Origin of the sequence: Acinetobacter rudis (genome assembly GCF_000829675.1) — a bacterium.
Classification (GTDB): Bacteria; Pseudomonadota; Gammaproteobacteria; order Pseudomonadales; family Moraxellaceae; genus Acinetobacter; species Acinetobacter rudis.
In genome coordinates this window covers 46,507-73,360 of record NZ_BBRX01000029.1, presented here as the reverse complement: position 1 = coordinate 73,360, position 26,854 = coordinate 46,507, and the positions used below count along the sequence as shown (strand labels likewise).

Sequence of the window (26,854 nt, the reverse complement as noted above, 5' to 3'; positions counted from 1 at the left end):
AGATATACGCAGAAATCCTAAAAAATGTGGATAAGTCATTTTTTATACACAGGGTGTGGATTGTGGTTAAAAATATTTGGTTTATTCGGTGAGGTTAATCACTGATTATTTTAATTTATCTAAAGGCTATTTACATCGTTCCTTTAAAAATCATTTAATTTGAATTACTCAGTGTTTACTAGAAATATCACGTTAAGTTAGGCACAATCCTAGCTATTAGAAAAAAGTGAAAGCTTTTTCAAGAATTGGATATTTTCTAGCATGACAAACAACAACTTTTCTCAAGTAGCAGCCTTTATTTGGTCAGTGGCGGATTTATTACGTGGTGATTTTAAACAATCTCAGTATGGGCGTGTGATTTTACCTTTTACGTTGTTACGCCGTTTGGAGTGCGTATTAGCGCCAAGTAAGGCGGATGTATTGGCTGCATATGAAAAAGTTAAAACTTCAACTCTACCAGAAGAAGCAAAAGAAAAAATGTTGTTAAGAGCTACTAATGGTGTGGCTTTTTTTAATACCTCAGCGCTTGATTTAGCCAGCCTAGGTCAAAAGAATATTTGTGAAAATTTAACAAATTATGTTCAAAACTTTTCTAAAGATGCGCGTGAAATCTTTGAGCACTTTAAGTTTGATGAGTTTGTCGGGTTATTGGATGATGCCAATCTACTTTATAAAGTGGTGCAATATTTTGTTGACCCTAAAATTGATTTGAGTCCAGCTAATATTTCAAACCATGAAATGGGCTTGGTCTTTGAAGAGTTGATTCGACGTTTTGCTGAAGGATCAAATGAAACAGCAGGGGAGCATTTTACCCCACGGGATATTGTCCGTTTAACAACAGGTCTGGTCTTTGGTGAGGACGGTGAAGCGTTAACCAAAGAGGGTGTGATTCGTACCATTTATGATCCAACTGCAGGTACAGGCGGGTTTTTATCATCAGGAACTGAATATGTACACGAGCACAATCCTGATGCATCTATTGTTGTTTATTGTCAGGAGTTAAACCCTGAGTCATACGCCATCTGTAAAGCAGATATGTTGATTAAAGGTCAGACGGTTGCCAATATTAAATTAGGTAATACATTATCGAATGATCAGTTAGCCTATGAGCAGTTCGACTATATGTTGTCGAATCCACCGTTTGGGGTCGATTGGAAAAAGATCGAGCAAGAAATCAAAGACGAGCATGAGCAAAAAGGCTTTGATGGTCGCTTTGGTGCAGGTTTACCACGTGTATCCGATGGATCTTTACTATTTTTGATGCATTTAATCAGCAAGATGCGTGATAAAGATAGTACGGGGCAAGGGAGTCGCATTGGTATTATTTTAAATGGTTCACCATTGTTTACTGGCAGTGCAGGCAGTGGTGAAAGTGAAATTCGTCGTTATATTCTAGAAGCTGATTTGTTGGAAGCGATTATCGCCCTACCAACCGATATGTTCTATAACACGGGTATTGCGACTTATGTTTGGGTACTCAGCAACAAGAAGAATGCTGAACGTAAAGGCAAAGTACAGCTGATTGATGGTAGCAATCTGTATAGTAAAATGCGTAAGTCTCTGGGCTCTAAGCGTAATGAAATGAGCGAAGATGATATTGCCATGATTACTCGTAGTTATGGTAATTTTGAAATCACCGATGCACGTGAACTCGATAAACCCGCAGATGTGAAGTCTAATCGTGGTCGTCAAGCGGCTACGCCTAAGAGTGAAGTTGCTAAAACCGAGGTCAATCAAATCTTGCAAATGAGGTTTTTAAGAGACTTATTCAGGAACAAGATTTTTTAAATATTGTACAAGACTTAATTTTAGATCCGAGTGTTGAAAACTATAATTCACTACATCAATACGGAAAAAAATTATTAAAACAATTTGGCAGTACCAATCGACCTTTATTGTTTAATCGGGCATGTGCTTCATGTACTTTAGAGGTATCAACTGTTGTAGATGGATGGAAATTTAAAGAATTAGTGCGTTATTTAGAAGATCAAAAGATTATTGAATTTCCTGAAGTGGTTAGAAAGCAAAATTGGTATCAACAGAATATATATATAGTTGGTAAAGTACGTGAATTATTTCGAGAAAAATTGGAAGCAGGTACAACTGACTTATTTTATTTGAATATTTTTTTGTGGCATCTTTTTGCTGAAAAGGTAGCAACTAGATTTAATGCGAAGAGTGCTGTTGATTATTTAAAAAATAGATATCCAGAGACATATTTGGACACTGTACATATTGTTGCATTTAAAACCCTTCAAGGGCGGGAGTTAGCTTTAGATCCTAAATCTAAAACTCCAGTGATTATTTGTGATGAAAAACCACCTGCAGAACTGAACTTGACCGTAAAGAAAGAATATTCTGTAAATGAAACAAGGCATCATCACCTCACAACACATGCAAAGACGTTGCAACAAGGGAATCAAGCCTTTTCTATACTTATATCTAAGCTAGAGGAATTAGAGCGGTTTTGTGATTGGTATGAGGATAGTGAAATACAGAATGATCAACAATCAGTTGATATGGAAGAACAAGATATGATTAATAAAGAACATTCACTCAACCGCATTTTATTTGGTGCTGCTGGTACTGGTAAAACTTATAATGCGATTAATCACGCCTTATCTATTATTGAAAATAAGCCTCTAGATGTTTTAGAAAATGAAGATCGAACAGAGCTTAAAAAAGCGTTTAATAAATATAAGGACCAAGGCCGAATTAAGTTTGTCACATTCCATCAAAGTTTTAGTTATGAGGATTTTGTTGAAGGGATCCGAGCTGAAACTGATAAACAAGGTAATTTAAAGTATCAGGTCGAACCTGGGGTATTTAAAGAAATATGTGAAGATGCTGAGGTGGAAGCAGTTTCAAGAAAGAATAAAGAACAGGTACCCCAAGAAGACAGTATAAATTTTTTAATTGAAGATTTAATTGCTCAGGCTAAGGCAGGAGAGTTAACGTTTTCAACGAAGCGTGGTGCTGAGATTAGAGTAACAAGTAATGTTGCTGGTACTTTATTTGCTTCAACTTCGACTGGTAGTTGCATTACGTTATCTATCAGACATATTCGAAATTATTTAAAGGATCAATCAGACATTATTGTTGACCACAAAAGTTATGAATGGGCGATTGCACAGGCATTACAGTCAAAAGTTAAATACGAATCAACAGGACGTGAAATAAAACCTTATATTTTAATCATCGATGAAATTAACCGAGGAAATATTTCTCGTATTTTCGGGGAGTTAATTACTTTAATTGAGGATTCTAAACGCAAGGATGCCGCTGAGGAATTATCTGTCACTTTGCCTTATTCAAAAGAAGAGTTTTCAGTCCCTCAAAATCTATACATCATAGGAACCATGAACTCATCTGACCGTTCTTTAACGGGTTTAGATATTGCTCTGCGTCGCCGTTTTACCTTTATTGAAATGCCACCAAAACCAGAATTACTCAATCATATTACTATTGAGGGGCTGCAAGTGGAGAAGTTATTGAAGGTCATGAATCAGCGTATTGAGGTATTACTCGATCGCGATCATTGTATTGGCCATGCTAACTTCATGTCTTTAAAGAGTGACTCTAAATTAGATGAGCTTGCACAAATATTTAAGCAAAAGATTATTCCGCAGCTACAAGAATATTTCTTTGATGATTGGGCGAAAATTAACTTGGTTTTGTTCAATAATGAAATGATCATTGAGAATAATGATATTAAGATGTCCAATCTTTTTCCAAAAACCAATGATTTTGATCATGAGTACTTTGAGCAGAAAAAAGTTTGGAAGTTAAATGAGGATGCATTTAAAAATATTGCTAATTTTAAAGAAATTTTAGGTCCTCAGGATAAGGTCAATACCAGTGCCTGATTTTACAGTACGTGAATATGGTTTTATTGGTGTTGAATATGCAGGCTGTGTACAAGATGAGCCAAATCATATCTATGTTTCGCTATCGGCCTTTGATCATCTCTGCGAGCTTTCTGCATCTTTTTCTAAACAGGGTGCAAAAGTTTTTGAGTTAGCTGGTCGTAAGAAACTCAAACTTGACCAATATGTAGGAGTCATTGAGACACCCTGTGGAACACGGATTGAGATATTACCTAAGCATGTAGACATCCAGGGTGATGATAAACAGGAGATTATTCAGCAGGAGCGTCAGCTTTTGCAGAAAATGCTCAGTGTATCTTTGCATCTGCCTTATCGTGAAGCGGGAGCTGCCAGTTTAAATCGCTTTAAACAACCTTTGCATGAATGGATTATCAGCCAGTTCTTAGCGGCATTTGAAACTTTGCTGCAAAGAGGATTGCGTTTTGACTATAACCGAGTTCAAGAAGAGCAAAAGTATTTAAGAGGGCAGCTGCAGCATGTCAAATATATGCGTCAGCCGCCTACTAAAAAACATATTTTTCCAATTGAACAAGATGTCTATGAGCTGAATCGCCCTGAAAATCGATTGATTAAAACGGCATTAGAAATCGTCTGTAAAAAGACTAAAACCTCGGCGAATTGGAGATTGGCACAAGAACTTCGCTTAATGACAGGTGAAATCCCGAAAAGTTTAAATATCGTACAGGATTTTAAGCTTTGGCAATCTGGGCGTCTGCTGGCTTTGTATGAGGAAATAAAGCCTTGGACAGAACTGATTTTGGGGCAATATATGCCAGTATCGACACAGGGTGATTGGCGAGGAATGAGTTTATTATTCCCAATGGAGCGATTATTTGAACATTATGTCGCTTACCACTTAGGCCGTGAACTGAAAGATTGGCATGTAAGAACGCAGGTTTCGAGTCAACATATTTGTTTATATGACCAACAGCCAATGTTTAGATTGCGTCCTGATCTTTATATCGAACATAAGGAAATTCGAAAAAAAATCGTATTGGATACGAAATGGAAATTGTTGGATCAAAGTGATCGAGCAGGGCGTTTTGGACTTAAAGATGGCGATATACAACAAATGTTTGCTTATAGTCATTTTTACTTGCAACATCAAAGTGATGTAATATTAATTTATCCTTATCGAGCGCAAAAGTTTAATCAAGATGTATGTTTTGACTTTAATCTAGAAAGTTCAAAAGCGAAATTAAAAGTCGCACCATTTAATTTAGATAATCCTGCTGATACCTTAAATGAGATGTTTAAAGATTATCCAACCCCAATATCATCAGTCATTGAATTGTAATAACGAGTTCGGATTATTAATCTGTTTGTCATTGCACCGCATAACGGTGCAATGACAAACTTTAAAAATAAATAGCCTAAGCTAAATCAAAATGAAAACGGATATTCGAGTATTAGGCGGACTTCATCAATATTGCCATAACGATAGCCAGTGGTTGAGCGATGTGTGGCTTGGCGGAGTTTAATATTGAGGTCTTTGGCAAAACCTTGTTTAACCAGATAGCGTAATTCAATATCTCTTTCCCAATGTTTATTATCAATGCTTTGGTCATAAATATGACGTTTGGTGTAGAACGGATTATCACTGCCTGTATTATCCATGTCCCAACCATAGAGATAACGTGTCATAAAGGAGAGGCCATCTAAACCATACGGGGCAAAGTCGACTTCATATTTAAATTGCACCGATTTTTCTTTGGCTTCAGTAAAGGTAGAGAACTGTACTGTGTTTGGGGTATTGGAAATACCGCCATTATTATGAAAGCCAATCCAGTCAAAAGGTTCATCACCGAGTACTTGTTGGTAGGCCATACTAAAATTATGGTTGGCATATTGATAAGTACCCATAAAGGAGACGATACCTGTATCAATATTGCCACCTGTGGCTTTACCCGTATCACGGTTTAAGTAGTTACTTGTTTGTAGTTGCAGGCTGGAATGATCATTAATCGGATGTTTATATTTACCACCCAGATAATACTGCATCCAGACATTATCGAGCTCTGAAATATACGCGGATGCTTCAATACGGTCTTTTTTATATGTGCCGCCTAGGTAGGTGACGTAATCACCTCGGATGCCATTGTTATAATCGGTGTTAAAGTAGTTGAGGCGGCCTGTCGAGTCTACTGGACTCATCTGAGTAAAATAGCCAAAGTCTAAATGGAGATGGTCAAAGCTTTTATCTTTAATTGAAATCCCTGTAGACATCGAAGGCAGTAGCCGTGAATAATTGGTGCCAACAATGGGGTTATTCGGGAACTGATTACCGAGCAGCATTTCGGTGTTTTTGTATTTGGCCTTAAGGGCAGCACCTACTTCAGCAGTGATACTTTTGGGTTTACCTGAAGCATCAACTTCCAAGTTATTGGTTCCAGTACGATAACCATCACTATCGAGTTTGATTGCGACATGAGTATAGGCATTTAATCCAAATTGAACAGGGGTATCGGTCCAGCCTGAGTCCATATTAAAGAGAAAACCTTGAGCCCATTCTTCACGATAGCCTTTGCGCTCTGAGATGGGTAGCTGGGCATTTTGTCCAGACGAGTTATATTCACCCTTACGAAAATCTCGGTTGAAATAATAGTTTTTCGCTAAGACATCAAACTTGGTGTCCTCAATTAAATCTGCTTGAGCAGGGTTTAAATGGGTTATGAATAGGCAAAGCGTACCCATAACCAGTAAATTAGAATTTACTGATATTGTCATTGTAAAAAATCCTTTTAGTCGATGAGTTACAGCGTGTTCATCATGAGCAATGCTGTTTAAACGCGATCCCAACAATCCGAAGCTTCGAAAATAAATCCCTGACCTTGCTTACGGATATAACCACAGTAGGGGTCACCAAAATGTACAGGTAATAACAGTGCCTCACGGCTAACAGCACGTTCTAAACATTCCAAGCGAGTTTGTCGGGCAATCTCAGGCCAGATGCAATAGCCTGAATTAATTTCTGGATGTACGATTTGTAAGGGGCTATGAAAGACATCACCACAGAAAATTGCTTCTTCACCTTGCGAGCGCACTCGAAAAGTCACTTGGCCTGGGCTATGGCCAGGTGCAGGTTCTACAAATAAACAGTCTGCGATTTCAGTATGAGCTTGGATAAATTGCACCAAACCTTCGTTATACACTGGCATGACGCTGTCAAAGAATGAATCACCAAATACATCAATCACACCAGCCTCTTTGTTTTTACCCTCATGGCAAAAATCAAAATCTTCCTTCGGTAAATAATATTGAGCATTGGGGAATGTTGGTGTCCAACGATTATCTTTCCAAATGGTATTCCAACCGACATGATCTGAATGTAAATGGGTAATCACCACATGGGTGACTTTCTCAGGTGGGGCACCTGCTGCTGTCATCCATTCCGTGATCATATTATTGAGCATATGCATCCGTGGAATTTCTGGGCGGGGTTTTAAGTTGCCGACACCTGTATCAATCACGATAATATGATTGCCCGCATGAACCACCCAAAACTGAATACTAACGATCAGTTTATTCATCTCTGGAATCCAGTGATGCGGCGCGAGTAAATCTTTATTGGCCTCGAATAAACTTTGATCCGCTGTTGGAAATAAAAATTTAGGATCATGGCTCGGTGCAGCATATTCATGGATGCGGGTTACTTTAATTTGACCAATCATTCTTGATTCAATCATGTGTCACTCCTTAACAATTTTTTAATACTTAAACACGTTCAAATAGAGCAACAAGTCCTTGTCCACCGCCGATGCACATGGTTTCTAAACCATAACGTGCTTGACGACGCTGCATCTCATGGACCAATGAGGTCATGATACGCATCCCCGTTGCACCAATTGGGTGACCCAAAGAGATTCCAGAACCATTGACATTGACCTTGTTTCGATCGGTAATATTGAGCTGTTGCAGTACCGCCAAGGTTTGTGCAGCAAAAGCTTCGTTAATCTCAATGAGGTCGATATCTTGTAATTGTAGCTGTGTTTTTTGCAGCAGTTTTTCGATTGCAGGTACTGGAGCAATGCCCATACGACTCGGGTCACAGCCAGCAACACTCCAGCCAATTAGTTTGGCAATAGGCTGTAGATGATGTTTTTTCAGATAGTCCGCACTAACTACCAAACAGCCTGCTGCAGCATCATTTTGTTGGCTAGAATTTCCTGCTGTGGTCACGCCATTGGGGCGTAGGGTTTTGAGTTTGCTTAAACTCTCGATGCTGCTTTCTGCACGAATGCCTTCATCACGATCGACAATGTTGATCTGCTTTTTGCGTTGCACTTCAAGCGCAATTACTTCTTGTTGAAATTTACCACTATCCCAAGCATGTTGTGCTTTGTGGTGGCTTTCGACAGCAAAAGCATCACATTGTTCGCGGTTAATATTGTAGTCTTTTGCCAGATTATCTGCGGTTTCAGGCATTCCTGAAATCACACCAAAACGTTCGACAGGCTGCGATCTTTCACGGCCTCGTTCTAAACGATCATAGAAAGTGACATTGCCTGCGCGACTGCCCCAACGCATATTGGTGGAATAATATTCAATATTACTCATGCTTTCTACGCCCAATACCATGATCGCTTCGGCATTACCCGTTTGGATGGTCATCGCCGCATTGATCAAGGCCTGTAGTCCAGAGCCACAACGACGATCCAAACTATAGCCTGCAACCTCTACAGGTAGCCCAGCAGCCAAGGCCGCATAACGACCGATACATGGTGCTTCGCTTGAGGCATAGGATTGGGCAATGATTACTTCATCTAAACTGCTGCCTTCAATCTGGGTTTTCGCCAAGATCGCTTGAATGATTGATACCGATAAATCGACTGCAGTTAAGGAGGCCAGTGCACCACCAAATTTGCCAATTGGGGTACGTAGTGGGCTAACGATATAAGCATGTTTCATCTCTGACTTCCTTTAAATCAAGGCCAAATCCATGGCTTGTTGTTCAAGTTGTGCTTGCTGTACTGGGTCTGCAATAGCAATCATTTTTTCTACACGTTGACGGATGCTGAGACCGCGTAAATCGGCAACCCCATATTCGGTGACGATTAAACCTGCATCACTACGCGGAGTAGAGACTGGTCCTTGTAACTGACTGACAATACGGCTAAAACCTTTGCCTTTTGATGGGAGGGCAATGATCGATACGCCGCCAGCAGATTGGTTCGCGGCACGAATAAAATCAAGAGCACCACCAACCGCACCGATATAGTGACCATTGGCAACTTCGGCATTGACTTGCCCCGTGAGGTCTACCTCAATGGCTGAGTTGATGGCAATAAATTGCTTAAGCTGTGCTAAGGTTTTCGCATCATGGGTATATTCGGTTGGACGTAGTTGGATTGCAGGATTGTGATCTACATAGTGGTGTAGTGCCGCAGAACCCGCGATTAATCCTGTGATACTTTGACCGATATCGATGGATTTTTTTTGATTGTCAATAATGCCTTTTTGCATTAAATCCATCACGCCATCACTGATCATCCCAGAGTGAACACCCAAATGTTGATGATGTTCGAGTGCTGCCAAAATGGCTTCTGGAATGCTGCCAATACCCAGTTGCAAAGTTGCATGATTGGGAATACAAGCCGCAACATGTTGGGCGATTTTCACTGAAATGCTTGAGGGTGTAGTTGTTGCAGCATCTCCAATGTGACGTTCAGTTAAAACTATGAGATCAAAATCATCGGAGGTGAGATAGTGATCGGCATAGACCCACGGCGCATGAGGATTAACTTCAGCAATCACCACACGTGCATGTTGTATCGCAACTTTAAGATAATCCTGTGCCAAACTATAGCTGTACTGGCCTTGTGCATTGGCCACAGAAACTTGAATCAGCACCACATCGATCTGCAATTGTTTCGCTGCAATGAGCTGCGGGAGTTGTGAATAATGGACGGGTAAAATATCCAAGACTTTGTGTTGGGCCAAAGCGCGATTGTATCCAGCGCCACAATAACTCAAGTATTCAATATCATCGGCAAATTCGGCTAAACAGGTGGGAGATTGGCTAATGCCTAAAAATACCTTGAACTTGCCGATTTGCTGACGTTGTTGCATGAGTTTTGTCGTTAAGGATCGTGGTTCAGCCTGTGCTTGCCCCCAAACCACGCAATCACCAGATTGTATATAGTCCGATAGATCCACCTTTGAAATATCATCTATTGTTTTCATGATGATCCTTAATCTTTAAGAGGGCAAAATCAATGAATAGAAGAGGGATGCTGAGAAAGTGCAGTCACCTTCATCGTCATATAAGGAAATAACGGTAAACTGGTCAGTAAGCTATGTAACTCGTCATTCGATTCCACATCAAAAATGCTGATATTGGAGTATTGCCCAGTGACACGCCATAGGTGTGGCCATTTGCCTGCATGCTGCAATTCGATCGCGCGCTGTTTCTCTGCACGTTTAATCTCATCCATTTTTACAGGGTCGCTGTCTAAGGGGATATTTACGGTCATTTCTACGCAAAAAAGCATAAGGGTCATCCTGATCAATAATAAAAAGTTGTAGCGTGAAGAGTTTTATAAACAATGACTTAGCCTACATCACGGGTAATAAATGGTTTTAACTTGCCAATAAAGCTTTTGCCGTGTTCAAACCAGTTTTTACGAATATCTGAATCCAGATAGACTTGCATTTGAGCTTCGTTTTCAAACCAGCACTCACCAATCGCATCTACACCTGGGACATCGAAGAATCCAACATGTACATCGCTTGGTTCTGCTGCGATTAAACGCACTTCGTATTTATACAGCCCGGGCACATCGTGCGACATTTGATAGTGTACTAAGCATTCTTGTTCAAACTGGGCTTGACTCATTTCAGTCGGTTTTTGCAGTAAATAAAGGATACGAATCATGTTGAGGCCTCTGGTTTTGCTAATTCAGTAAATAGCGAAGTAGTTTGTTCTTTAGGTACTTTGATCAGTACGATAGAAATGGTCGAAAGGGCATAGGCAATCAAGCAGAATAGACCGATTGATGTAGCTAAGCCGAGTTTGTCTGCAAGGATGCCGACCCCAACAACAGAAAGTGCACCTAGTGATTTGCCGACATTGTAGGAAAAGCCCATACCCGTAGTGCGAATATGTGTTGGAAATAAATCACTTAAAAATGGTCCAAGTGCAGCAAACATACCGATCGATGAGAAACCGACAAAGAACCCCAGTGCGAGGGTAATGTACTGATTCATTGCGATCAGCATATACACCACAGTGACTACCCAACTTAAAATCGACATGGCAATCAAGGTTTGTTTACGACCAATTTTATCAGCCAGATAAGAGGTAAACATAAAGCCTGAAAATGCACCGACTGCCATAATTAAGATGGTGACAATTTTAGAACTTGGACTTAAGCCACGTTCATTCATGAGCGTCGGAATCCAGATTAAAATCGCATAGCATGCTGCCTGTAGTCCCACCACAAGTAAGCTGGCTAATACGGTCGAACGTAAGTATTTCGCTTTAAAAATGGTCGAAAAATTGGCTTTCTCTACGACAGCATCATTCTTGGCAACATCATGGACGAACTGAGCTGATTCTTTAACATTACGTCGGATAAAAATCACGATAAATGCAGGAATCACACCAGTCCATAAAATCACACGCCAAGACCATTCTGGTGGGAGTAAGCTAATAATGCCTGTTGCGACAATCACTGAGGCGGCCCAACCCAAAGACATGCCAGATTGTACGAAGCCAACCGCTTTGTTTTTATGTTTGGCTTTAACGGCTTCTGCCATCAGTGCTGCACCTACGGCCCATTCACCACCAAAGCCTAGGCCTTGTAAGGTTCTTGCAACTAAGAGCTGTTCATAGTTCTGTGCAAACCCAGCCAGTACGCCAAAGAAGGTAAACCAAAGAATGGTGAACATTAAAATTTTTACTCGACCATAACGGTCAGCAAGAATCCCAGCGATCCAACCTCCAATTGCGGTAACAACTAAAGCAACAGTGCCAATTAGGCCGACTTGGGTTTGGGTCAGTGCCCATGTGGCCATAATGACGGGCAACAAAAAGCTAAAGATTTGCATGTCGTAGGAGTCTAAAGCCCATCCTGCATAACATGCCCAAAATGTTTTTTTCTGGTTGGAATCCGATTCCTTGTACCAATCAAACATGCTCATTTACATCTCCTTTGTAAAATCGACATTTCTTTTATCTTTAAAAAACTTTAGCCAGCACCCTACTAAAATCCAAAGCAACATCGGTCATGTTCTGCACCTCATCCGCCGTGTGTGGTGCAACAATATCAATCACATAAACTTTATTGTCTTTAAACTCGAAGGTAGCGATCTCGGTATAAACTCGATCCACACATTGCAGTCCTGTCAGTGGATAACTACATTTTGGCAAGATTTTACTTTGGCCTTGTTTCGTTAAATGCTCCATCATGACGTAGACATTGCGTGCTCCTGATGCTAAATCCATAGCACCGCCAACAGCTGGAATAGCATCTACTTGTCCTGTGTGCCAGTTAGCTAAATCACCTTGAGCTGAGATCTGAAAAGCGCCTAAGATGCAATAATCCAAATGACCACCACGCATCATGCCAAAGGAGTCTGCATGGTGGAAAAAAGCACCACCTTGTTTAAGTTGGATCGCTTCTTTGCCAGCATTGATCAGATCCCAATCTTCTCGTCCTGCTTCTGCTTGTATCCATTGACCAAGTACACCATTTTCACTGTGTAAAATGACTTCTTTATTACCAAAATAATCCGCAACGAGAGTAGGCAATCCAATACCTAAATTGACATATGACCCTTCTGGAATATCTTGAGCAATGCGTTGGGCAAGATCATATTTTTGTTGAATATTCATGCTTAAGCTCCCACGGCAGTTTTTAAAGTCAGGCGATCGACAAAAATCCCTGGAGTAATAATCACTTCAGGATCTAACTCACCAAGTTCACAGATTTGATCGACCACGACTAAGGTTTTTGCAGCAGCCATCGCCATGACTGGTGCGAAGTTTCGCGCTGTTTTGTTGTAAATTAAGTTACCCCAACGATCACCCATTTTGGCTGTGATCAAGCTATAGTCGACAGCCAGCGCCTGTTCAAAAATATAGTTTTTACCATCGATGGTTTTACATTCTTTGCCTTCTGCCAACAAAGTGCCGTAGGCGGTTCGTGTGTAGAATCCACCGATACCTGTGCCGGCTGCACGCAGTCGTTCAGCTAAGGTGCCTTGTGCAACCACTTCCAATTCAATTTGTTTATTACGATAAAGCTCTTCAAATACATAGGCATCTTTTTGTCTCGGAAAAGAGCAAATCAGCTTTTTTACCCGTTTGGCTTTGAGTAGTGCAGCTAATCCATGATCGCCATTGCCTGCATTGTTGCTGACGATGGTGAGATCTTTGGCGCCTTGCGCAATTAAGGCATCAATCAATTGATTGGGCATACCTGAACCACCAAAACCACCGACAGCAATCACGGCACCATCGCGAATGTCTTGGACTAAATCTTGGGCTGAGTTGAAAATTTTGTTGATCATTTTACTACCCTGTAATATTCACATTTTTATCTTCACTGTTGCTAAATTCACACAGTTTAGTGTTTTGCACAATTTTAGAATTTGAAAGCCTCATTAACCTCAGGTTAACGTGCTACTCAAATGGTTTTAAGATAAAATTTAATGAATATGCGCTTGTAAGCACAGGATAAAATCTTTGGCAAATTGGCTAAGATCCTCAAAGTCTGTACTACAGATCTGAAAGCTACGCTGTGCCCATTTTTCATAGATGTCTTTATGCGCTAGTTGCGGGTGAATATGCTGTAAACGTTGAAATGCCGCGAGAGGAATGATCGAAATACCTGCACCAGCAGCCACCATTTGACAGATTGAGTCATAGCTTGATACTTGCACTCGGATATTAATTTTTTTATCGAGTTGCTGGGCTAGTTTATAAAGGAACTGCTGAATTGCACTACCTTCATGCAGACTGACCAGTGAATATTGGATGATATCGCTTAAGGTTAAATGCTCAATGTCTAAAATTGGATGCATTTTGGGTGCAATTAAAATCAACTGTGATGAGATCAGTGAGCGAGTTTGTAGATGATGGGTGTTGATCTCACCTGAAATAATGCCAAGATCAACACGTTGATCTTGCACCATCTGAATAATTTCTTCGCTGGTCATTTCTTTTAAATTGACATCAACATGCGGATGAGTAATTAAATATTCTGATAAAGCTTTGGGGATATATTCAGTAATTGCGGTGGTATTGGCTGCGATGCTGAGCTTACCTTGAATCAACTGATTAAACTCTGCAAGTTCACCCTTTAAACATTCCAAATTGTGGTAAATGTTTTTGGCATATTTTAAATAAATTTGCCCTATTTCAGTGAGGGTGACCCCTTGAGATGAACGCTCTAATATTTTGAGTCCAAGTTGTAATTCTAAATTTCTAATCCGATTGCTGGCTGCCGGGGTCGAAATAAAACAACGTTCAGCGGCACGGGTGAGATTGTGTGTTTCAGCGATATTTAAGATCAGGCGAAAGTCATTCAGATCAAAGTTCATCGTCGTATTTCATCCCTTGATCTAGCAGCATTTGATGAAATATTAATAGCCTATTCACATGTCTAAAAGCAATAACTTGTGTGCATCATCACATCACAATGGTGCTTTAAAACCCGAGTTCTTTGAGGATTTGTGTTGTGTGCTCACCCAAGGCAGGGATTTTTTCAATCTGATAATCTTCTGCATGGCTTAGACCTACAGGTTTTAAGGTGGGTACAGGTCCGACAGGTGTATCGACTTCGGTCCAGCGTTGTCGTGCTTTGAGCTGTGGGTGATTCCAGACATCTAGCAGCGTATTGACATTGGCATTGGCGATCTGTGCTTGGTCGAGCCGATTGATAATGTCTTGGCGTGTTAGTGTGGAAAAGACCTGTTCAATATGCTTTGTCAGTTCGATACGTTGTACTAAACGCTTAGAATGACTATTAAATTGTTCTGCCTGCCCAATTTCGGGTTGTGCTAAGACAATGTCACAAAACCTTTGCCATTCACCTTCATTTTGAACTGCAAAGAGTACTTGTTGTTGATCACCTGTCGCAAATGAGCCATAGGGGAAAATCGTGGCATGTGCAGCACCAGTTCTCTCAGGTTGAGACTGTTGCTCTAGACTGTAATACAGTGGGAAGCCCATCCATTCAGTCATACATTCCAACATAGAAATATCAATGCGTTTGCCCAAACCAGTGCGGCCTCTTTCCAGTAAAGCTGCCAAAATATTGCTATAGGCATACATACCAGCAGAAATATCAGCAATCGAACATCCCGCTTTGACACTTTGCTCTGCTGTACCCGTGACGGATAAAAAGCCTGACTCACTTTGGATCAGTAAGTCATAGGCTTTTTTATCACGATAAGGGCCAGGTCGGGCCAAATCATCTCCATAGCCTGAAATATCACAGACGATCAGTTGGGGAAATTGTGCGTGCAATTGTTCAAAGGACAAGCCTAGCCGCTGACTCGCACCGGGTGCTAAGTTTTGAATGAAAACATCGGCTTTGCTGAGCAGGCTGAGTAATATTGGTCGCTTGGTCGGGTCCTTTAAGTCAAGCGTAAGACTTTGTTTGGAGCGGTTGGCCCAAACAAAGTGTGAAGACATACCATGTACGCGTTGATCATAGTCACGTGCAAAATCACCCCCTTCAGGTCGTTCGATTTTAATCACGCGTGCACCCAGGTCTGCCAATTGTCGAGTACAAAACGGCGCGGCAATCGCATGTTCCAAAGCAATAACCGTAATGCCTTCGAGTGCCTTCATTTGCTTAATCCTATTGTTGCAAGCCGCTGTTTCAGGCTATCTGTGATAAACGCTTGTGATCTTAAAAGCTGACCTTGGCCTTCATGGCAATTTGCCCATCGATATGTTCGATCCATAATTCCGCAGTATCTGCCTGTACATCACCACAGATATAGAATTCATTGAAGTCAAATACAGGTTGTATGGCACGAAAATCAAAACTTTTCACGATCTTATTGGGATAATTTGCTTGCAGAGTTTGCATCAATAAAGTGGCAAGCAGGGGACCATGCACCACGAGACCAGGATAACCTTCAACTTGCACAGCATAAGGACGATCATAATGAATCTTATGACCATTAAAGGTCAGTGCTGAATAACGAAATAAAGCGGTACTATCGACTTGATGCTGCTGTTTAAAGCTGTAGTTACGCACTGTTTTCGCTGCAGCAGGGGCAATCTTGGTTTGAGAGTTTGTGCGTTCTATTGATTTATAGACAATGTCTTGCTGCTCTTTAATCACCAACTGATCATTGGCATAAATAAAGTGGTCAACAGTGACAAAGTACAGGTCACTGTTTTGACCTTGTTTAAACTGTACATCAGCGATTTCAGAAACTCGACGCAAGTCTTGGCCTGCATAGATCGGTTGTAAGAACTGTAAGCGACCACCTGCCCACATTCGTTTGGGAAAGGGGATTGGGGGTAAGAAGCCCCCTTTTTTCGGATGACCATCGGCACCTAAATCGGCTTGGTTAACGACATGCGGGAAGTTCATCCAATGAAATAAATGTGGTAGTTCATTGATCGCTTGCTCTTTGTGATTAAACAAAGCTTGTAACATCTGAATCGCACGTTGCTCACAACGATCTTGATTAATCTGTTTATTGCCAATCCATTCGACGAAGTTCTGCATGTGTATGATCCTTTACCTATATTAATCGAGTTGCTGTAAGATTTTTTCAGCTTGGCTAATGATTGGTTTATCAATCATTTTTCCATTTAAGCTGATGGTCTGTCCTTGAGCTGCTTGTACTGCTGCTAAGACTTCTTTTGCCCATTGCACTTCTGCAAAGCTGGGCTTAAAGACTTGCTGAACTATATCGACTTGTTTGGGATGAATACAGAGTTTGCCTTGAAAACCTAGTTTTTTAGCTTGTATGGTTTCGTCGCTGAGCAGTTCAAGATTGCTAAAATCTGCAGTCACACCATCAATTGGTTGCGCAATGCCAGCAAGTTTAGAGGCTAAAACCATTCTATTGCGAAAATACATCAGTTCTAAAGCATCTCCTGTCATTTGCATTTCCAGTTGAAAATCGATAGAGCCAAAGATTAGTGCCTGTACTGCAGGAAAACCAGCGATCTCTTCAACATGAGCCATGCCATAAGGTGTTTCTATAATCGGATAAATTGCAAGGTTACGAATACTTTTAATTGCTTCAAAAGCACGTTCTTGCTCAGCTTTGGCTAAAACAATTGCACATACATTGGCATACTGAGCCAGTAGAATATCCTCGGTAAACCATGGAGTCTGATCAGCATTGACCCGAATCATGACCTGTTGCTCAGGGTGTGCGATCAACCATTGCTTGAGTTGCACGCGTGCTGTGATTTTATCTGCTTCAGGAACTGCATCTTCTAAATCGATAATCACTGCATCACTGCCGCTATTGAGCGCTTTGCTATAACGCTCGGGGCGATTGGCAGGTACAAACAGCATGGAGCGGATTTTTTGCATTTGATCTAACTCCTGCCTTAGAACGAGCGTGGTAGGTCAAGTAAATGTTCAGCCACATAACTTAAAATTAAGTTGGTTGAAATTGGAGCAACCTGATACAGGCGGGTCTCACGGAATTTTCGTTCAATGTCATATTCATTGGCAAAACCAAAACCACCGTGGAACTGCAAGCAGTGGTTGGCCGCTTCCCAACTGGCCTTTGCTGCTAAGTATTTGGCCATATTGGCTTCTGCACCACAGGCTTGGCCTTGGTCGAACAGTTCACAGGCACGAAAGCGCATGAGATTCGCAGCTTCGATTTCGATAAAGGATTCTGCCAAAGGAAATTGCACCCCTTGGTTTTGCCCGATCGGGCGACCAAAAACTTCACGTTCTTTAACGTAGTGAGTTGCACGATCCATAAACCAATAACCATCACCAATGCATTCTGCTGCGATTAAAGTACGTTCAGCATTTAAGCCATCAAGGATGTAACGAAAGCCTTTGCCTTCTTCACCGATGAGGTTTTCTTCAGGAATTTCTAAGTTTTCAAAAAATAATTCATTGGTTTCATGATTGACCATATTGGCAATGGGTTGTACCACCATGCCAGATTGCATGGCTTCCTTGATATTGACCATAAAAATCGACATACCTTCAGATTTCTTTTTCACCTCAGCCAAGGGAGTGGTACGTGCGAGTAAGATCATCCAGTCACTATGTTGTACGCGAGAAATCCAGACTTTTTGACCATTAATCACATAGCGATCACCTTTTTTTACTGCGGTGGTACGAATCTTGGTGGTGTCTGTACCTGTTGTTGGCTCCGTGACTGCCATGGATTGTAGACGCCATTCACCTGAAGCAATTTTAGGTAGATAAAATTCTTTTTGCGCCTGTGAACCATTTCGTAGCAAAGTACTCATATTGTACATTTGTCCATGACAAGCGCCTGAGTTTCCGCCACTGCGGTTAATTTCTTCCATCACCACAGACGCTTCTGCCAAACCTAGACCTGAGCCGCCAAACTCTTCAGGGATCATTGCAGCCAGCCAGCCAGCGCCAGTTAAGGCATCCACAAATTCCTCAGGATAAGCCTTGTCCTCATCAATTTTACGATGATATTCATCTGTAAATTGTGCACATAACGCCCGTACTGCTTCACGGATTTCTGGATAGTTATTAAATGTGCTTTTCACTGTGCTGTCCTTATGCTGATTAATTATTTTGATCATATATTGTTATGTATGGAGGTTTAAAATAGTATATTTTGATGGAATAGATAGCAGGAAATCATTGATATGGACATCAAGCAGCTGAGGACTTTCATCACAATTTTAGAGGTTGAGAACCTAACCAAAGCAGCAGCAATGCTTAATCTTGTGCAGCCCGCAGTATCTCGGCAGATGCAGATGCTCGAAGAGGAGCTTGGGGTGAAACTATTTCATCGCTCACGTCATGGAATGGCATTAACAGAGGATGGTAAGTTACTCGAACCCTATGCACGTCGTATCTTAAATGAACTTGAAGCAGCCAAATTAGAACTGACTGCAAGTAAGGGTGTGGTTCGTGGCAAAGTGCATATTGGGGTATTGTCGAGTATCAGTGAATTACTCTCGACGCTGATCATGAGTTTGATTAAGGAAAAATATCCAGAGGTACAGCTTAAAATATCGGTGGCTTATTCAGGGCATTTAAAACAGTGGCTAGAGGCAGGGGATATCGATTTAGCGCTGATGTATGATGCAACACCATCAAAACTTATCGATATGATTCCGTTAGTGAAAGAGCCCCTGTTTCTGATTGGATCAGCGCAATCGAATTTGCAGTCGCAACAGTCATTGGCATTAGATCAAATTCAGCAACTGCCTTTAATATTACCTTTTCATCCGCATCGATTACGCTCGCTGATTGAGCAGGCTTATCAGCAGCAGGACTTTGACTTAAGTGTTTATGCAGAAACGAATGATCTAAATATCCAAAAACAATTGGTGATCCAAAATTTCGGTTATAGCATATTACCTTTGGTTTCCGTGATTCATGAGTTTCAAACAGGGCAGATTAAAGTCGCAGCGATTGATGATCCTGCTTTTACTCGTGTCGTGACTTTAGCGATGCATGCAACGCGGAGTATGCCCAAACATATTCGGATTATTTCTAAAGACATCATGTGCTGTGTTGAACAATCGATTAAAGAGAAAAAATGGCCCAATGCACAGTGGGTTCATATATCTTTTTAGGAAGACTACAGTCATATCAGGACAACCTTAATCATTTCATCATGTACTCGATTGACAACACCAGATCACCCCGATACTTTCTATTAAGTTCCTTTTTAGAACTAATAATAAAAGCCTGCTTGTTAGGCGAAGTTTTCTATATAAAGTATGAGGTGGTGAGTTATGTCAACGTCAGTGCTACAACAAACATCGAATGTGAAACCAACGGCATCATTTTCTGTACGTCGTATGGATTATGAGTTTAAACAATTACCTAAATATTGGTGTCTACACGATCCGAGTATGACCCATTATTTTACAGGCTTATCGACTTTGTTTCCTGAAGGTGAGGCGTATTTTGTGCGCTCAGTACGCGCATTAAGAGGTCGAGTAAAAGATAACTCAGCTTTAGACCGAGAGATTGGGGCATTTATTGGTCAAGAGGCGATGCACTCAAAAGAACATCATGCTTTTCATCAAAGTGCCCAGCAGCATGGTTTAGATCCTCAATCATTGGAAAAACTGACAGGCACTATTTTAACTGCACTCGAAAAAGTCATGCCCAAAAAATGGAATTTACTAATGACGGTTGGCCTTGAACACTATACTGCTGTGCTTGGGGCAGAAATGATGAAAAAGGGTCATGAGTTAATTGTAGATGACACGATTCGTAATCTTTGGTTATGGCATAGTATTGAAGAAACTGAACATAAAGCAGTTGCTTTTGATATGTATCAATATCTTTATGGTCAAGGCTTAGATGCTTACCTACCGCGAATTTTTATTTTTACTTTTTGCTTGGCTTTCATTTCAACTTTATCAAATAGTTATCAGTTGATTTTGATGTCTCGTGATAAACAATTACTGAATTTAAGGTCTTGGGCAAAGTTTGCCAGTTTCTCTGTGCAAATTGGACGTAAATTAGTCCCACAATTGTTGCCATATTATCGTTTTGGTTTTCATCCCAATGATGTCGATGAATCAGAGATTTTAGCCCAAACTAAAGCCAAAATTGGCTTAGCGACCTAGCCGAATTTTAATCGAATAAAGACAATTAATTCATATCATAAAGAGAGCCAATACAATGAGTTCAGTGGTTTTGCATCAATGGGAAATCTCACCTTTTTGTCAGAAGGTCAGTCGGATGTTGCGCTTTAAAGGCATTGCTTTTGAAAGTGTAAATTATAATGGTTTGTTGGCTGCAAAAGTTCCGATGTTGAGTAAGGTGGGGAAAGTGCCTGTACTCGACATCAATGGTAAACTTATACAAGACAGTACCCGTATAGCGCGTTATTTAGACCAAACTTATCCTGATTTACCTTTACTCTATCCGACAGATCCCTTACTCAAGGCTCAAGTTGAACTCTGGGAAGATTGGGCAGATGAGCTGTTATATTTCTATGAGGTTTATTTTCGGGTCACAGATCCACAGGCGTTTAATCAAGCTGTGGCGATTGCGGGTCAAGGCCGACCTGCGCATGAAAGTATCTTGGTCAAACCCATGTTAAAGGCAGCTTTAATGATGCAAATCAAGATGCAGGGCATTGGGCGAATGGCTAAAGCAGATATTGAGGCTGAATTTAGAGGTCATTTAGCGCGAATTGAGCTGGTCCTACAACAAACGGGCTGGTTGGTTGGAGATTGTCAAACGATTGCAGATATTGCTGTAGGTTCACAGTTGAGAGAAGTGATTCGGACCAGTATGAGATGGGCTGAGCATATCAAGGGTTATCCTCATATTCAGCAATGGATTCAACGCTTATGAAGCCATCAGAACCACAAATAACAACGCAAACTCAGGTAGTTGTCGTCTTTGGGGTAGGTGCAGAGCAGGGCATTGGCGCTGCAGTGTGTCGGCGTTTTGCCCAAGCACAATACAAGCTTTATGTGGTCGGGCGTAGCGTAAAGAAAGTGCAACGAGTTGCAAATACCATTAATCATCACGGTGGACGAGCTGTTGCTCATGTTGTTGATGCTGAAGATAGTGTTCAAGTTCAGGCTTTATTTGACCAAATTAGTCAACAGCAAGAGTATTTGGCTGCCGTGATTCATAATGTTGGTGGCAATATTCCGTCAATATTTTTACAGACTCGTTCTGATTTTTTTAATCAAATGTGGCGTTCTACATTTTTATCTGCATTTGTCGTTGCACAAAGCAGTTTAAAAATCTTTCAAAAACAGCAAAGTGGAACTCTGCTTTTTACCGGTGCAAGTGCTTCGATGCGTGCAAAACCTTTTTTTGCTGCATTTAGCATGGGCAAGTTTGCTCTACGAAATTATGCGCTCAATCTGGCACAGTATTATCGCTCTGCTCAGATCCATGTGGCTCATATTGTGATTGATGGAATGGTCGATGGTGATCGAGTGAATCGGGCACTATGGGGATTGGGACGTATAGCACGTCTAACACGGGGTACAGGTGGACTCAATATTGATGCCATTGCTGAAAGTTATTGGATGTTACATCAGCAAACAGCAGAGCTATGGACCCATGAATTGGATTTACGTCCTTATCAGGAGAAATTTTAATGAGAAGGTTTATTCGGCGTTGTTTTGGTCTGGGTACAAAATCTCGTGCATGTGTCGTACTGATTGGTGATGATTTTCAAGCTTTTACTCAATGCTTTGCTGTCAGTTTAGAACATCTCGATATGCCAATTTATCAATTACAAACAGACAGCACGATACATGCAGTACAAGTTTCAGCTCATCAGAGTGGTGTGCAGAAAATTCATATCAATCTGCTGGATCCTTTCGCTGTTCATGCATTTGTACAACAGTTAAATCAAGCTGGATACGTTATCGATTTATGTGTGTTTCAAGCCGCATGTCATGTACCCGATATTAAGGATGAGTCATCTATACAGCAGTTACAGCACTATTGGCAGAAATATGGTCTAAGTACTGTGAGTATTGCGCAAGTAATGATTCGGCAGATGCTCGCTAGATCGCAAGGAACACTGATTTTTCTAGGTGTAGAACAAGTGGCACAATCAGACACCGATTTGTTGCAGCAAAGTGTGCAGGCCAGTATTCGGGCATTGGCACAATCTCTTGCGCGAGAGTTTCAACCTAAGGGTATTCATATTGTGCACTGTGCTCTAACACGGTGGGAGAGTACTCAACCTGCACTGATGCAGGTACTGAGTAATACTTGTTATCATCTTTATCAACAGCCCCCATCGACTTGGAGTCAGGAGCTGCGTATTTAAAAGTGACTGAGCGTTTCAGGATATTCACCACTGAAGTCCTGAATGATTCAATCAATTTTACTTCTTAAAAGGCCATTGTAGCTGTCCAATATATTCATTGGGAATCGGGCTACGTACACCAACTTTATCGGCTTGCACTTTTTGATCTTCATAATGGAAAGTTTTAAAGAATACATCCCAAAATATAAAGACTTCACCAAAGTTTTTACGACCCAAACCATGCTTATGGTGTAGGCGATGAACTTCTGCAACTGCAAAAATATACTTAAATGGCCCAACCCGATAATCAACATTAGCATGTTGGAAAAATAAATGTACTGCCATGAGCATCATCCAACAAGCAATCAGTGTACTCGGTGCACCGCATAAAGCGAGTAAGCTTAGACTTGGTCCTGCCAAAACTAGAGCACTTAGCGGATGTCTTTTTTCAGCATTTAACCAGTATAAACGGCTCGATTGATGATGAATTGAATGGAGTTTCCATAAAAATTTATATTTATGACTCAAATAATGCATCAGCCATAAACCAAAATCGATGACTAATCCAATGATGGCCAACTGCCAATACCATGCCAACTGATCAGGCCACAGTCGTGGGAAAAACCTAAAGATATTTAAGTATTCAACAAGGTATGCCACAGAAACAATCAAAAATAAGTTAAATACCGCATGAATGATATCGGTGAGGGTATCTTGATGTGATTCTAACCAATCACGTTGATAAGGCATATAACGTTCAACTAAGGCAATGAGAAAACCACTGCCAAGGATCATTAATATTGCCGTTGGCCAATAGGGGATAGCCTCTGAAACAATAAGTGTGAGGATATAAAGTGTGAACGCTATGCACAGTGGGTAAAATAAATAGCGTAGCATTATCTTCATCAGGGCAGACATATTAGCTCCAATAGGTGTATGTCCGACCAGTATGTGTAGCGTGTTCCATTAAAACTTGAATGAAACCGCTAAGCTGTTATTGAACTATCTTGTTTCAGTAGAAATAAATCAATTGAAGCGCTGGAGATCTGACGCTTGATTGCATTGTATTTTTGATGAGCTTAGCGTGAAGCTGATTTTAACCTGAGATTATTGTTCATCAGTAGGGCTAGGAATTAAAATAGGTAATTGCTCAATCTCTGGAATAAATTTTAATAATGAGGGTTGAATGCCGAACATTTGTTTACAGGTACGGCTAAAGTGAGCTTGATCTGAAAATTGCCCCTGATGAGCCAGATCTGTAAGGTTATTACGCTGATTAATACGTTGGATGGTATGTAGTAATCGCAACCATTTACGGTAACTGCGATATGAAATGCCGAAACTTTCACTAAACCAGTGACTAAAACGACTCACCGAAATATTTAAGGCAGTAGCCATCTGTTGTACGGTTAGATCGCCGTGTAGATTGAGTTTAAGACATTGGCTAAAGTCTTGTTGTCTATTCGACAGATCGAGATCAAGCTTTGGCTTGAAAAACAGGATGAGTTGTTCAAAAGCATGTAAGGTTGAGTCTTGCTCTAAAAAACAGGCTCTGAGTAAATCAACCAAGTCTTCGGATAATGCAGTGATCGCAGTATGAGGTTGTAGATAATCCTGAATAATCTCAGCAAGAAAATGAGTTTGATCTATATAGATTGAGCAATAATGCCCAGCGAATAGCTGATGTTCAGTATTGGCAGTAATAAAAATACCTGCGTAGTGTAGAGATTGTTGCTCAGTCTGAATATGCACTTTGTCTTTGGGGTTTTGGGCGAAACTGAGCTGATGAGCATGGTGGCGATGTGGCTGGTTATCACCTGTCATTCCAGTAAAATATCCGATGCCATAACCCAGTGCAATTTTACCTGTCCAATATTTTGTAGCCACTGTCATGTTCTTGCTGGTGCTCTTGTCGGTATAAAACAAATGAATCGTATTTTAAAAAGATCTTCAGTTTAATGATCATCCTGATTTTCGGGTTGTTTTTTGTTGCATCAACATCAGCGCAATGCAAGATAAACTGATCATCGAAATATTCATCACCACAGGGTTAAATGCACGAATGAGTGTATCTGGAATGACAAACCCAATGAGTAATAATAAAAATATTAGACTGAATATACTCAGATAATGCAGTAGCTTTGTATGGAAAAAGATAAAGAGTAAGCCAAAGATAATTTCAAGTGCACCGCTGATTTGGCCCAATAACGTGGCTTGAGTGAATGACAGTCCAATCCATTGCCACACTGCGATTTCATCTGGACTGGTAAAAATCAGTTTTGGAATTAACCCCTGATAACACCATAGCCCAGCGAGGATAATGTGAATAAATCTTATAATTTGTTGATTATCCATAAGCGTATCATTTTAAATTTGGTGAATGACAGTGAGTTCAGTGTAATAGATTATCTCACTTTCTCAAATCATTAAACACAGATGAGTCTAAGCTGTTTACGCTGAAATTTAATTGAAATCTATCATTGGATTGCATTGTTTTTTCTATAACAGTTCTTAAGTTTATAGCTAAACTGTTATATTTTTTTAAAACAAATCTGTGTCTATGATTTTGTTTATAATCAGCCAAAATAACACTGTATCCAAAGCATAGTTAAGGGGATAAACATGGGCGTATTAAAAAAGAAAAATAAGGCAAGTTTTGTGTTTTTTATCATTACACTATATGCCTTCATTGGTTTTGGTCTCGGCTATATTATCTGGGAATATTTTATGTAAGATAAGATCTGCTGAGGTGTAAGCGCGTGTTGCACTCTCCCAAATAATCATGGTATTTATTTGTTATAAATCCATAGATTAATGCAACAATGTGTTTTACATCATTGATTGTCTTACATGGTATGTGGCCGAGATCAGTTATTTTCTTGTTTTTCACGCCTTCTCCATCAACTGGGGAGGGTTCGGGATAGGTCATATAAAATTAACAAGATACTCAGTAATAGGCCAATCTCATGTTTCAACTTTTGGGGATCTTCTTCCCATCTATCGCACTAATTGTATTGGGTTTTTATTTAAAAAGAACCAAGGTGCTGGAGTTGAACTTTTGGGATGGTGCTGAAAAACTCAATTATTATATTTTATTTCCATCACTTTTATTTTTATCTTTAGCCAAAGCCAATACTCAAATTTCACAGATGTCGACTGTCTTGGGGATTATCTTTGTCCTCATGTTTTTGCTAACAACGACAGTGTATTTAGTCGCATGGATTCGGCATACTCCAGTTGCTCGAATTGGTGTTTATGTACAAAGTTTACTAAGATTTAACACTTATATTGGTTTATCAATTGCAACAACACTGAATAATCCTGAAGTTAAAAGTTTATTGATTAATATCTTGGCTATTGCGATCCCTGCGGTAAATGTCATATCCATTCTCTCTTTGACACCAAGGCAGCAGTTAAATCTTAAAAATATTTTTATTTCATTAATTAAAAACCCTTTGATTAGTTCGTGTCTGCTTGGGATGACAGTGAATTATTTAGACATTCCAATCTGGAGTGGTTTTGAAAGTGTGCTGAATATATTTTCAAGCAGTAGTTTAATGCTGGGGCTGTTATGTGTAGGTGCTGCTATTCAAATACGAGAAATTAGACAGCATTTAGTACGCGCATTAAATATGAGCGTGCTACGTTTGGTGGTATTACCTACGCTAGTGTTTGCCATAACTTATGCTATGGGTTTAGGTCATGCTGAAACTATGGCACTCTTGATCTTTTTTGCGATTCCAACAGCTTCTTCAGCTTATGTGCTAACCAAGATTTTAAGAGGGGATCATTCGCTTATGGCTGGGGTCATTGGTTTACAAACCGCATTATCTGCGATTACTTTACCTTTGTTATTGTCTCTTCTGATGCAGTATTTGTTGTAGTTTAAGTTGAACAATTAGGCGGTTATCACGCTTACCAATTACCTAGATTGAATCGCGATGAATACCGTATGGTTTCGTCTTGATACGATTGAATGAAAGGCTCAAGGTGCCAAGTTTAATTTAATATATAGAAAAGGAGTGCCTTAGCACTCCTTTTCTATGGACGATTGGTCCATC

26 protein-coding genes and 1 pseudogene are annotated in these 26,854 nt (G+C 40.4%); 10 read left to right on the top strand and 17 right to left on the bottom strand.

The window, feature by feature from the left end; translation table 11 throughout:
- Positions 1-261 precede the first annotated feature (261 nt).
- The 3 genes and pseudogenes from Aru01_RS08825 to Aru01_RS08815 form a co-directional block, all read left to right on the top strand.
- Positions 262-1,656: pseudogene (locus Aru01_RS08825) on the top strand (type I restriction-modification system subunit M); the annotation flags it as partial.
- Between the two features lie 239 nt (positions 1,657-1,895).
- Positions 1,896-3,866, top strand: coding sequence for an McrB family protein (locus Aru01_RS18645; RefSeq protein ID WP_016657185.1), 1,971 nt, complete (start codon positions 1,896-1,898; stop codon positions 3,864-3,866).
- The gene (locus tag Aru01_RS08815) at positions 3,859-5,184 is read left to right on the top strand and encodes an McrC family protein (RefSeq protein WP_016657184.1); all 1,326 of its coding nucleotides are present in this window, start codon (positions 3,859-3,861) and stop codon (positions 5,182-5,184) included. The genes Aru01_RS18645 and Aru01_RS08815 overlap by 8 nt, the downstream gene beginning before the upstream one ends.
- Before the next feature lie 86 nt (positions 5,185-5,270).
- On the opposite strand, the gene Aru01_RS08810 is transcribed toward Aru01_RS08815, so the two are convergent.
- From Aru01_RS08810 to Aru01_RS08745, 14 genes are all read right to left on the bottom strand, one after another.
- On the bottom strand, positions 5,271-6,614 hold the full coding sequence (locus Aru01_RS08810) for an OprD family outer membrane porin (protein ID WP_016657183.1): 1,344 nt from the start codon (positions 6,612-6,614) through the stop codon (positions 5,271-5,273).
- A gap of 56 nt (positions 6,615-6,670) precedes the next feature.
- A complete protein-coding gene (locus Aru01_RS08805) occupies positions 6,671-7,573 on the bottom strand; it encodes an MBL fold metallo-hydrolase (protein ID WP_016657182.1) in 903 nt (300 codons plus the stop codon).
- A gap of 28 nt (positions 7,574-7,601) precedes the next feature.
- A complete protein-coding gene (locus tag Aru01_RS08800) occupies positions 7,602-8,795 on the bottom strand; it encodes an acetyl-CoA C-acetyltransferase (protein ID WP_016657181.1) in 1,194 nt (397 codons plus the stop codon).
- Between the two features lie 12 nt (positions 8,796-8,807).
- Positions 8,808-10,070 (bottom strand): acetyl-CoA hydrolase/transferase family protein, encoded by a 1,263-nt coding sequence (locus Aru01_RS08795; protein WP_016657180.1) that lies wholly within the window; start codon positions 10,068-10,070, stop codon positions 8,808-8,810.
- 29 nt (positions 10,071-10,099) lie between these two features.
- Entirely contained in the window at positions 10,100-10,378 is a 279-nt protein-coding gene (gene catC / locus Aru01_RS08790) for a muconolactone Delta-isomerase (protein WP_016657179.1), read from the bottom strand.
- A gap of 59 nt (positions 10,379-10,437) precedes the next feature.
- The gene (gene mmlI, locus Aru01_RS08785) at positions 10,438-10,761 is read right to left on the bottom strand and encodes a 4-carboxymethyl-4-methylbutenolide mutase MmlI (RefSeq protein WP_016657178.1); all 324 of its coding nucleotides are present in this window, start codon (positions 10,759-10,761) and stop codon (positions 10,438-10,440) included.
- Positions 10,758-12,029 (bottom strand): MFS transporter, encoded by a 1,272-nt coding sequence (locus Aru01_RS08780; protein ID WP_016657177.1) that lies wholly within the window; start codon positions 12,027-12,029, stop codon positions 10,758-10,760. Before Aru01_RS08780 ends, mmlI begins: the two co-directional genes overlap by 4 nt.
- Before the next feature lie 37 nt (positions 12,030-12,066).
- Positions 12,067-12,723 carry a 3-oxoacid CoA-transferase subunit B gene (locus Aru01_RS08775; protein ID WP_016657176.1) on the bottom strand — a complete coding sequence of 219 codons (657 nt, stop codon included), beginning with the start codon at positions 12,721-12,723 and terminating at the stop codon, positions 12,067-12,069.
- Positions 12,724-12,725: 2 nt separating this feature from the next.
- Positions 12,726-13,400, bottom strand: coding sequence for a 3-oxoacid CoA-transferase subunit A (locus Aru01_RS08770; protein WP_016657175.1), 675 nt, complete (start codon positions 13,398-13,400; stop codon positions 12,726-12,728).
- Between the two features lie 138 nt (positions 13,401-13,538).
- Entirely contained in the window at positions 13,539-14,432 is an 894-nt protein-coding gene (locus Aru01_RS08765) for a LysR family transcriptional regulator (RefSeq protein WP_016657174.1), read from the bottom strand.
- A 106-nt stretch (positions 14,433-14,538) separates the two neighbouring features.
- Positions 14,539-15,687, bottom strand: coding sequence for a CaiB/BaiF CoA transferase family protein (locus Aru01_RS08760; RefSeq protein ID WP_016657173.1), 1,149 nt, complete (start codon positions 15,685-15,687; stop codon positions 14,539-14,541).
- 61 nt (positions 15,688-15,748) lie between these two features.
- Entirely contained in the window at positions 15,749-16,582 is an 834-nt protein-coding gene (locus Aru01_RS08755) for an HTD2 family dehydratase (RefSeq protein ID WP_016657172.1), read from the bottom strand.
- Between the two features lie 21 nt (positions 16,583-16,603).
- On the bottom strand, positions 16,604-17,404 hold the full coding sequence (locus tag Aru01_RS08750; RefSeq protein ID WP_016657171.1) for an HpcH/HpaI aldolase/citrate lyase family protein: 801 nt from the start codon (positions 17,402-17,404) through the stop codon (positions 16,604-16,606).
- A gap of 17 nt (positions 17,405-17,421) precedes the next feature.
- Positions 17,422-18,582, bottom strand: a complete 1,161-nt coding sequence (locus Aru01_RS08745) for an acyl-CoA dehydrogenase family protein (protein ID WP_016657170.1) — start codon at positions 18,580-18,582, stop codon at positions 17,422-17,424.
- A gap of 102 nt (positions 18,583-18,684) precedes the next feature.
- Here Aru01_RS08745 and Aru01_RS08740 point away from each other — a divergent pair, with 102 nt between their 5' ends.
- The 5 genes from Aru01_RS08740 to Aru01_RS08720 all read left to right on the top strand — a co-directional run bounded on the left by Aru01_RS08740 (position 18,685) and on the right by Aru01_RS08720 (position 22,814).
- Complete coding sequence (locus Aru01_RS08740) at positions 18,685-19,623, top strand: LysR family transcriptional regulator (protein ID WP_016657169.1); 939 nt, start codon at positions 18,685-18,687, stop codon at positions 19,621-19,623.
- A gap of 162 nt (positions 19,624-19,785) precedes the next feature.
- Positions 19,786-20,631 (top strand): metal-dependent hydrolase, encoded by an 846-nt coding sequence (locus Aru01_RS08735; protein WP_016657168.1) that lies wholly within the window; start codon positions 19,786-19,788, stop codon positions 20,629-20,631.
- 55 nt (positions 20,632-20,686) lie between these two features.
- A complete protein-coding gene (locus tag Aru01_RS08730) occupies positions 20,687-21,367 on the top strand; it encodes a glutathione S-transferase family protein (protein WP_016657167.1) in 681 nt (226 codons plus the stop codon).
- A complete protein-coding gene (locus Aru01_RS08725; protein ID WP_016657166.1) occupies positions 21,364-22,131 on the top strand; it encodes an SDR family NAD(P)-dependent oxidoreductase in 768 nt (255 codons plus the stop codon). The genes Aru01_RS08730 and Aru01_RS08725 overlap by 4 nt, the downstream gene beginning before the upstream one ends.
- Positions 22,131-22,814, top strand: coding sequence for a Rossmann-fold NAD(P)-binding domain-containing protein (locus Aru01_RS08720; RefSeq protein WP_016657165.1), 684 nt, complete (start codon positions 22,131-22,133; stop codon positions 22,812-22,814). The genes Aru01_RS08725 and Aru01_RS08720 overlap by 1 nt, the downstream gene beginning before the upstream one ends.
- 57 nt (positions 22,815-22,871) lie before the next feature.
- Here Aru01_RS08720 and Aru01_RS08715 read toward each other — a convergent pair whose 3' ends face one another.
- The 3 genes from Aru01_RS08715 to Aru01_RS08705 form a co-directional block, all read right to left on the bottom strand.
- Positions 22,872-23,711: a sterol desaturase family protein gene (locus Aru01_RS08715; RefSeq protein WP_016657164.1), complete on the bottom strand. Its 840-nt coding sequence runs from the start codon at positions 23,709-23,711 to the stop codon at positions 22,872-22,874.
- A gap of 189 nt (positions 23,712-23,900) precedes the next feature.
- A complete protein-coding gene (locus Aru01_RS08710; RefSeq protein WP_016657163.1) occupies positions 23,901-24,686 on the bottom strand; it encodes a helix-turn-helix domain-containing protein in 786 nt (261 codons plus the stop codon).
- A gap of 69 nt (positions 24,687-24,755) precedes the next feature.
- Entirely contained in the window at positions 24,756-25,148 is a 393-nt protein-coding gene (locus Aru01_RS08705) for a DoxX-like family protein (RefSeq protein WP_016657162.1), read from the bottom strand.
- A 267-nt stretch (positions 25,149-25,415) separates the two neighbouring features.
- Here Aru01_RS08705 and Aru01_RS08700 point away from each other — a divergent pair, with 267 nt between their 5' ends.
- Positions 25,416-25,526, top strand: a complete 111-nt coding sequence (locus Aru01_RS08700) for a hypothetical protein (protein ID WP_016657161.1) — start codon at positions 25,416-25,418, stop codon at positions 25,524-25,526.
- Positions 25,527-25,759: 233 nt separating this feature from the next.
- Entirely contained in the window at positions 25,760-26,677 is a 918-nt protein-coding gene (locus Aru01_RS08695) for an AEC family transporter (protein WP_016657160.1), read from the top strand.
- Positions 26,678-26,854 lie beyond the last annotated feature (177 nt).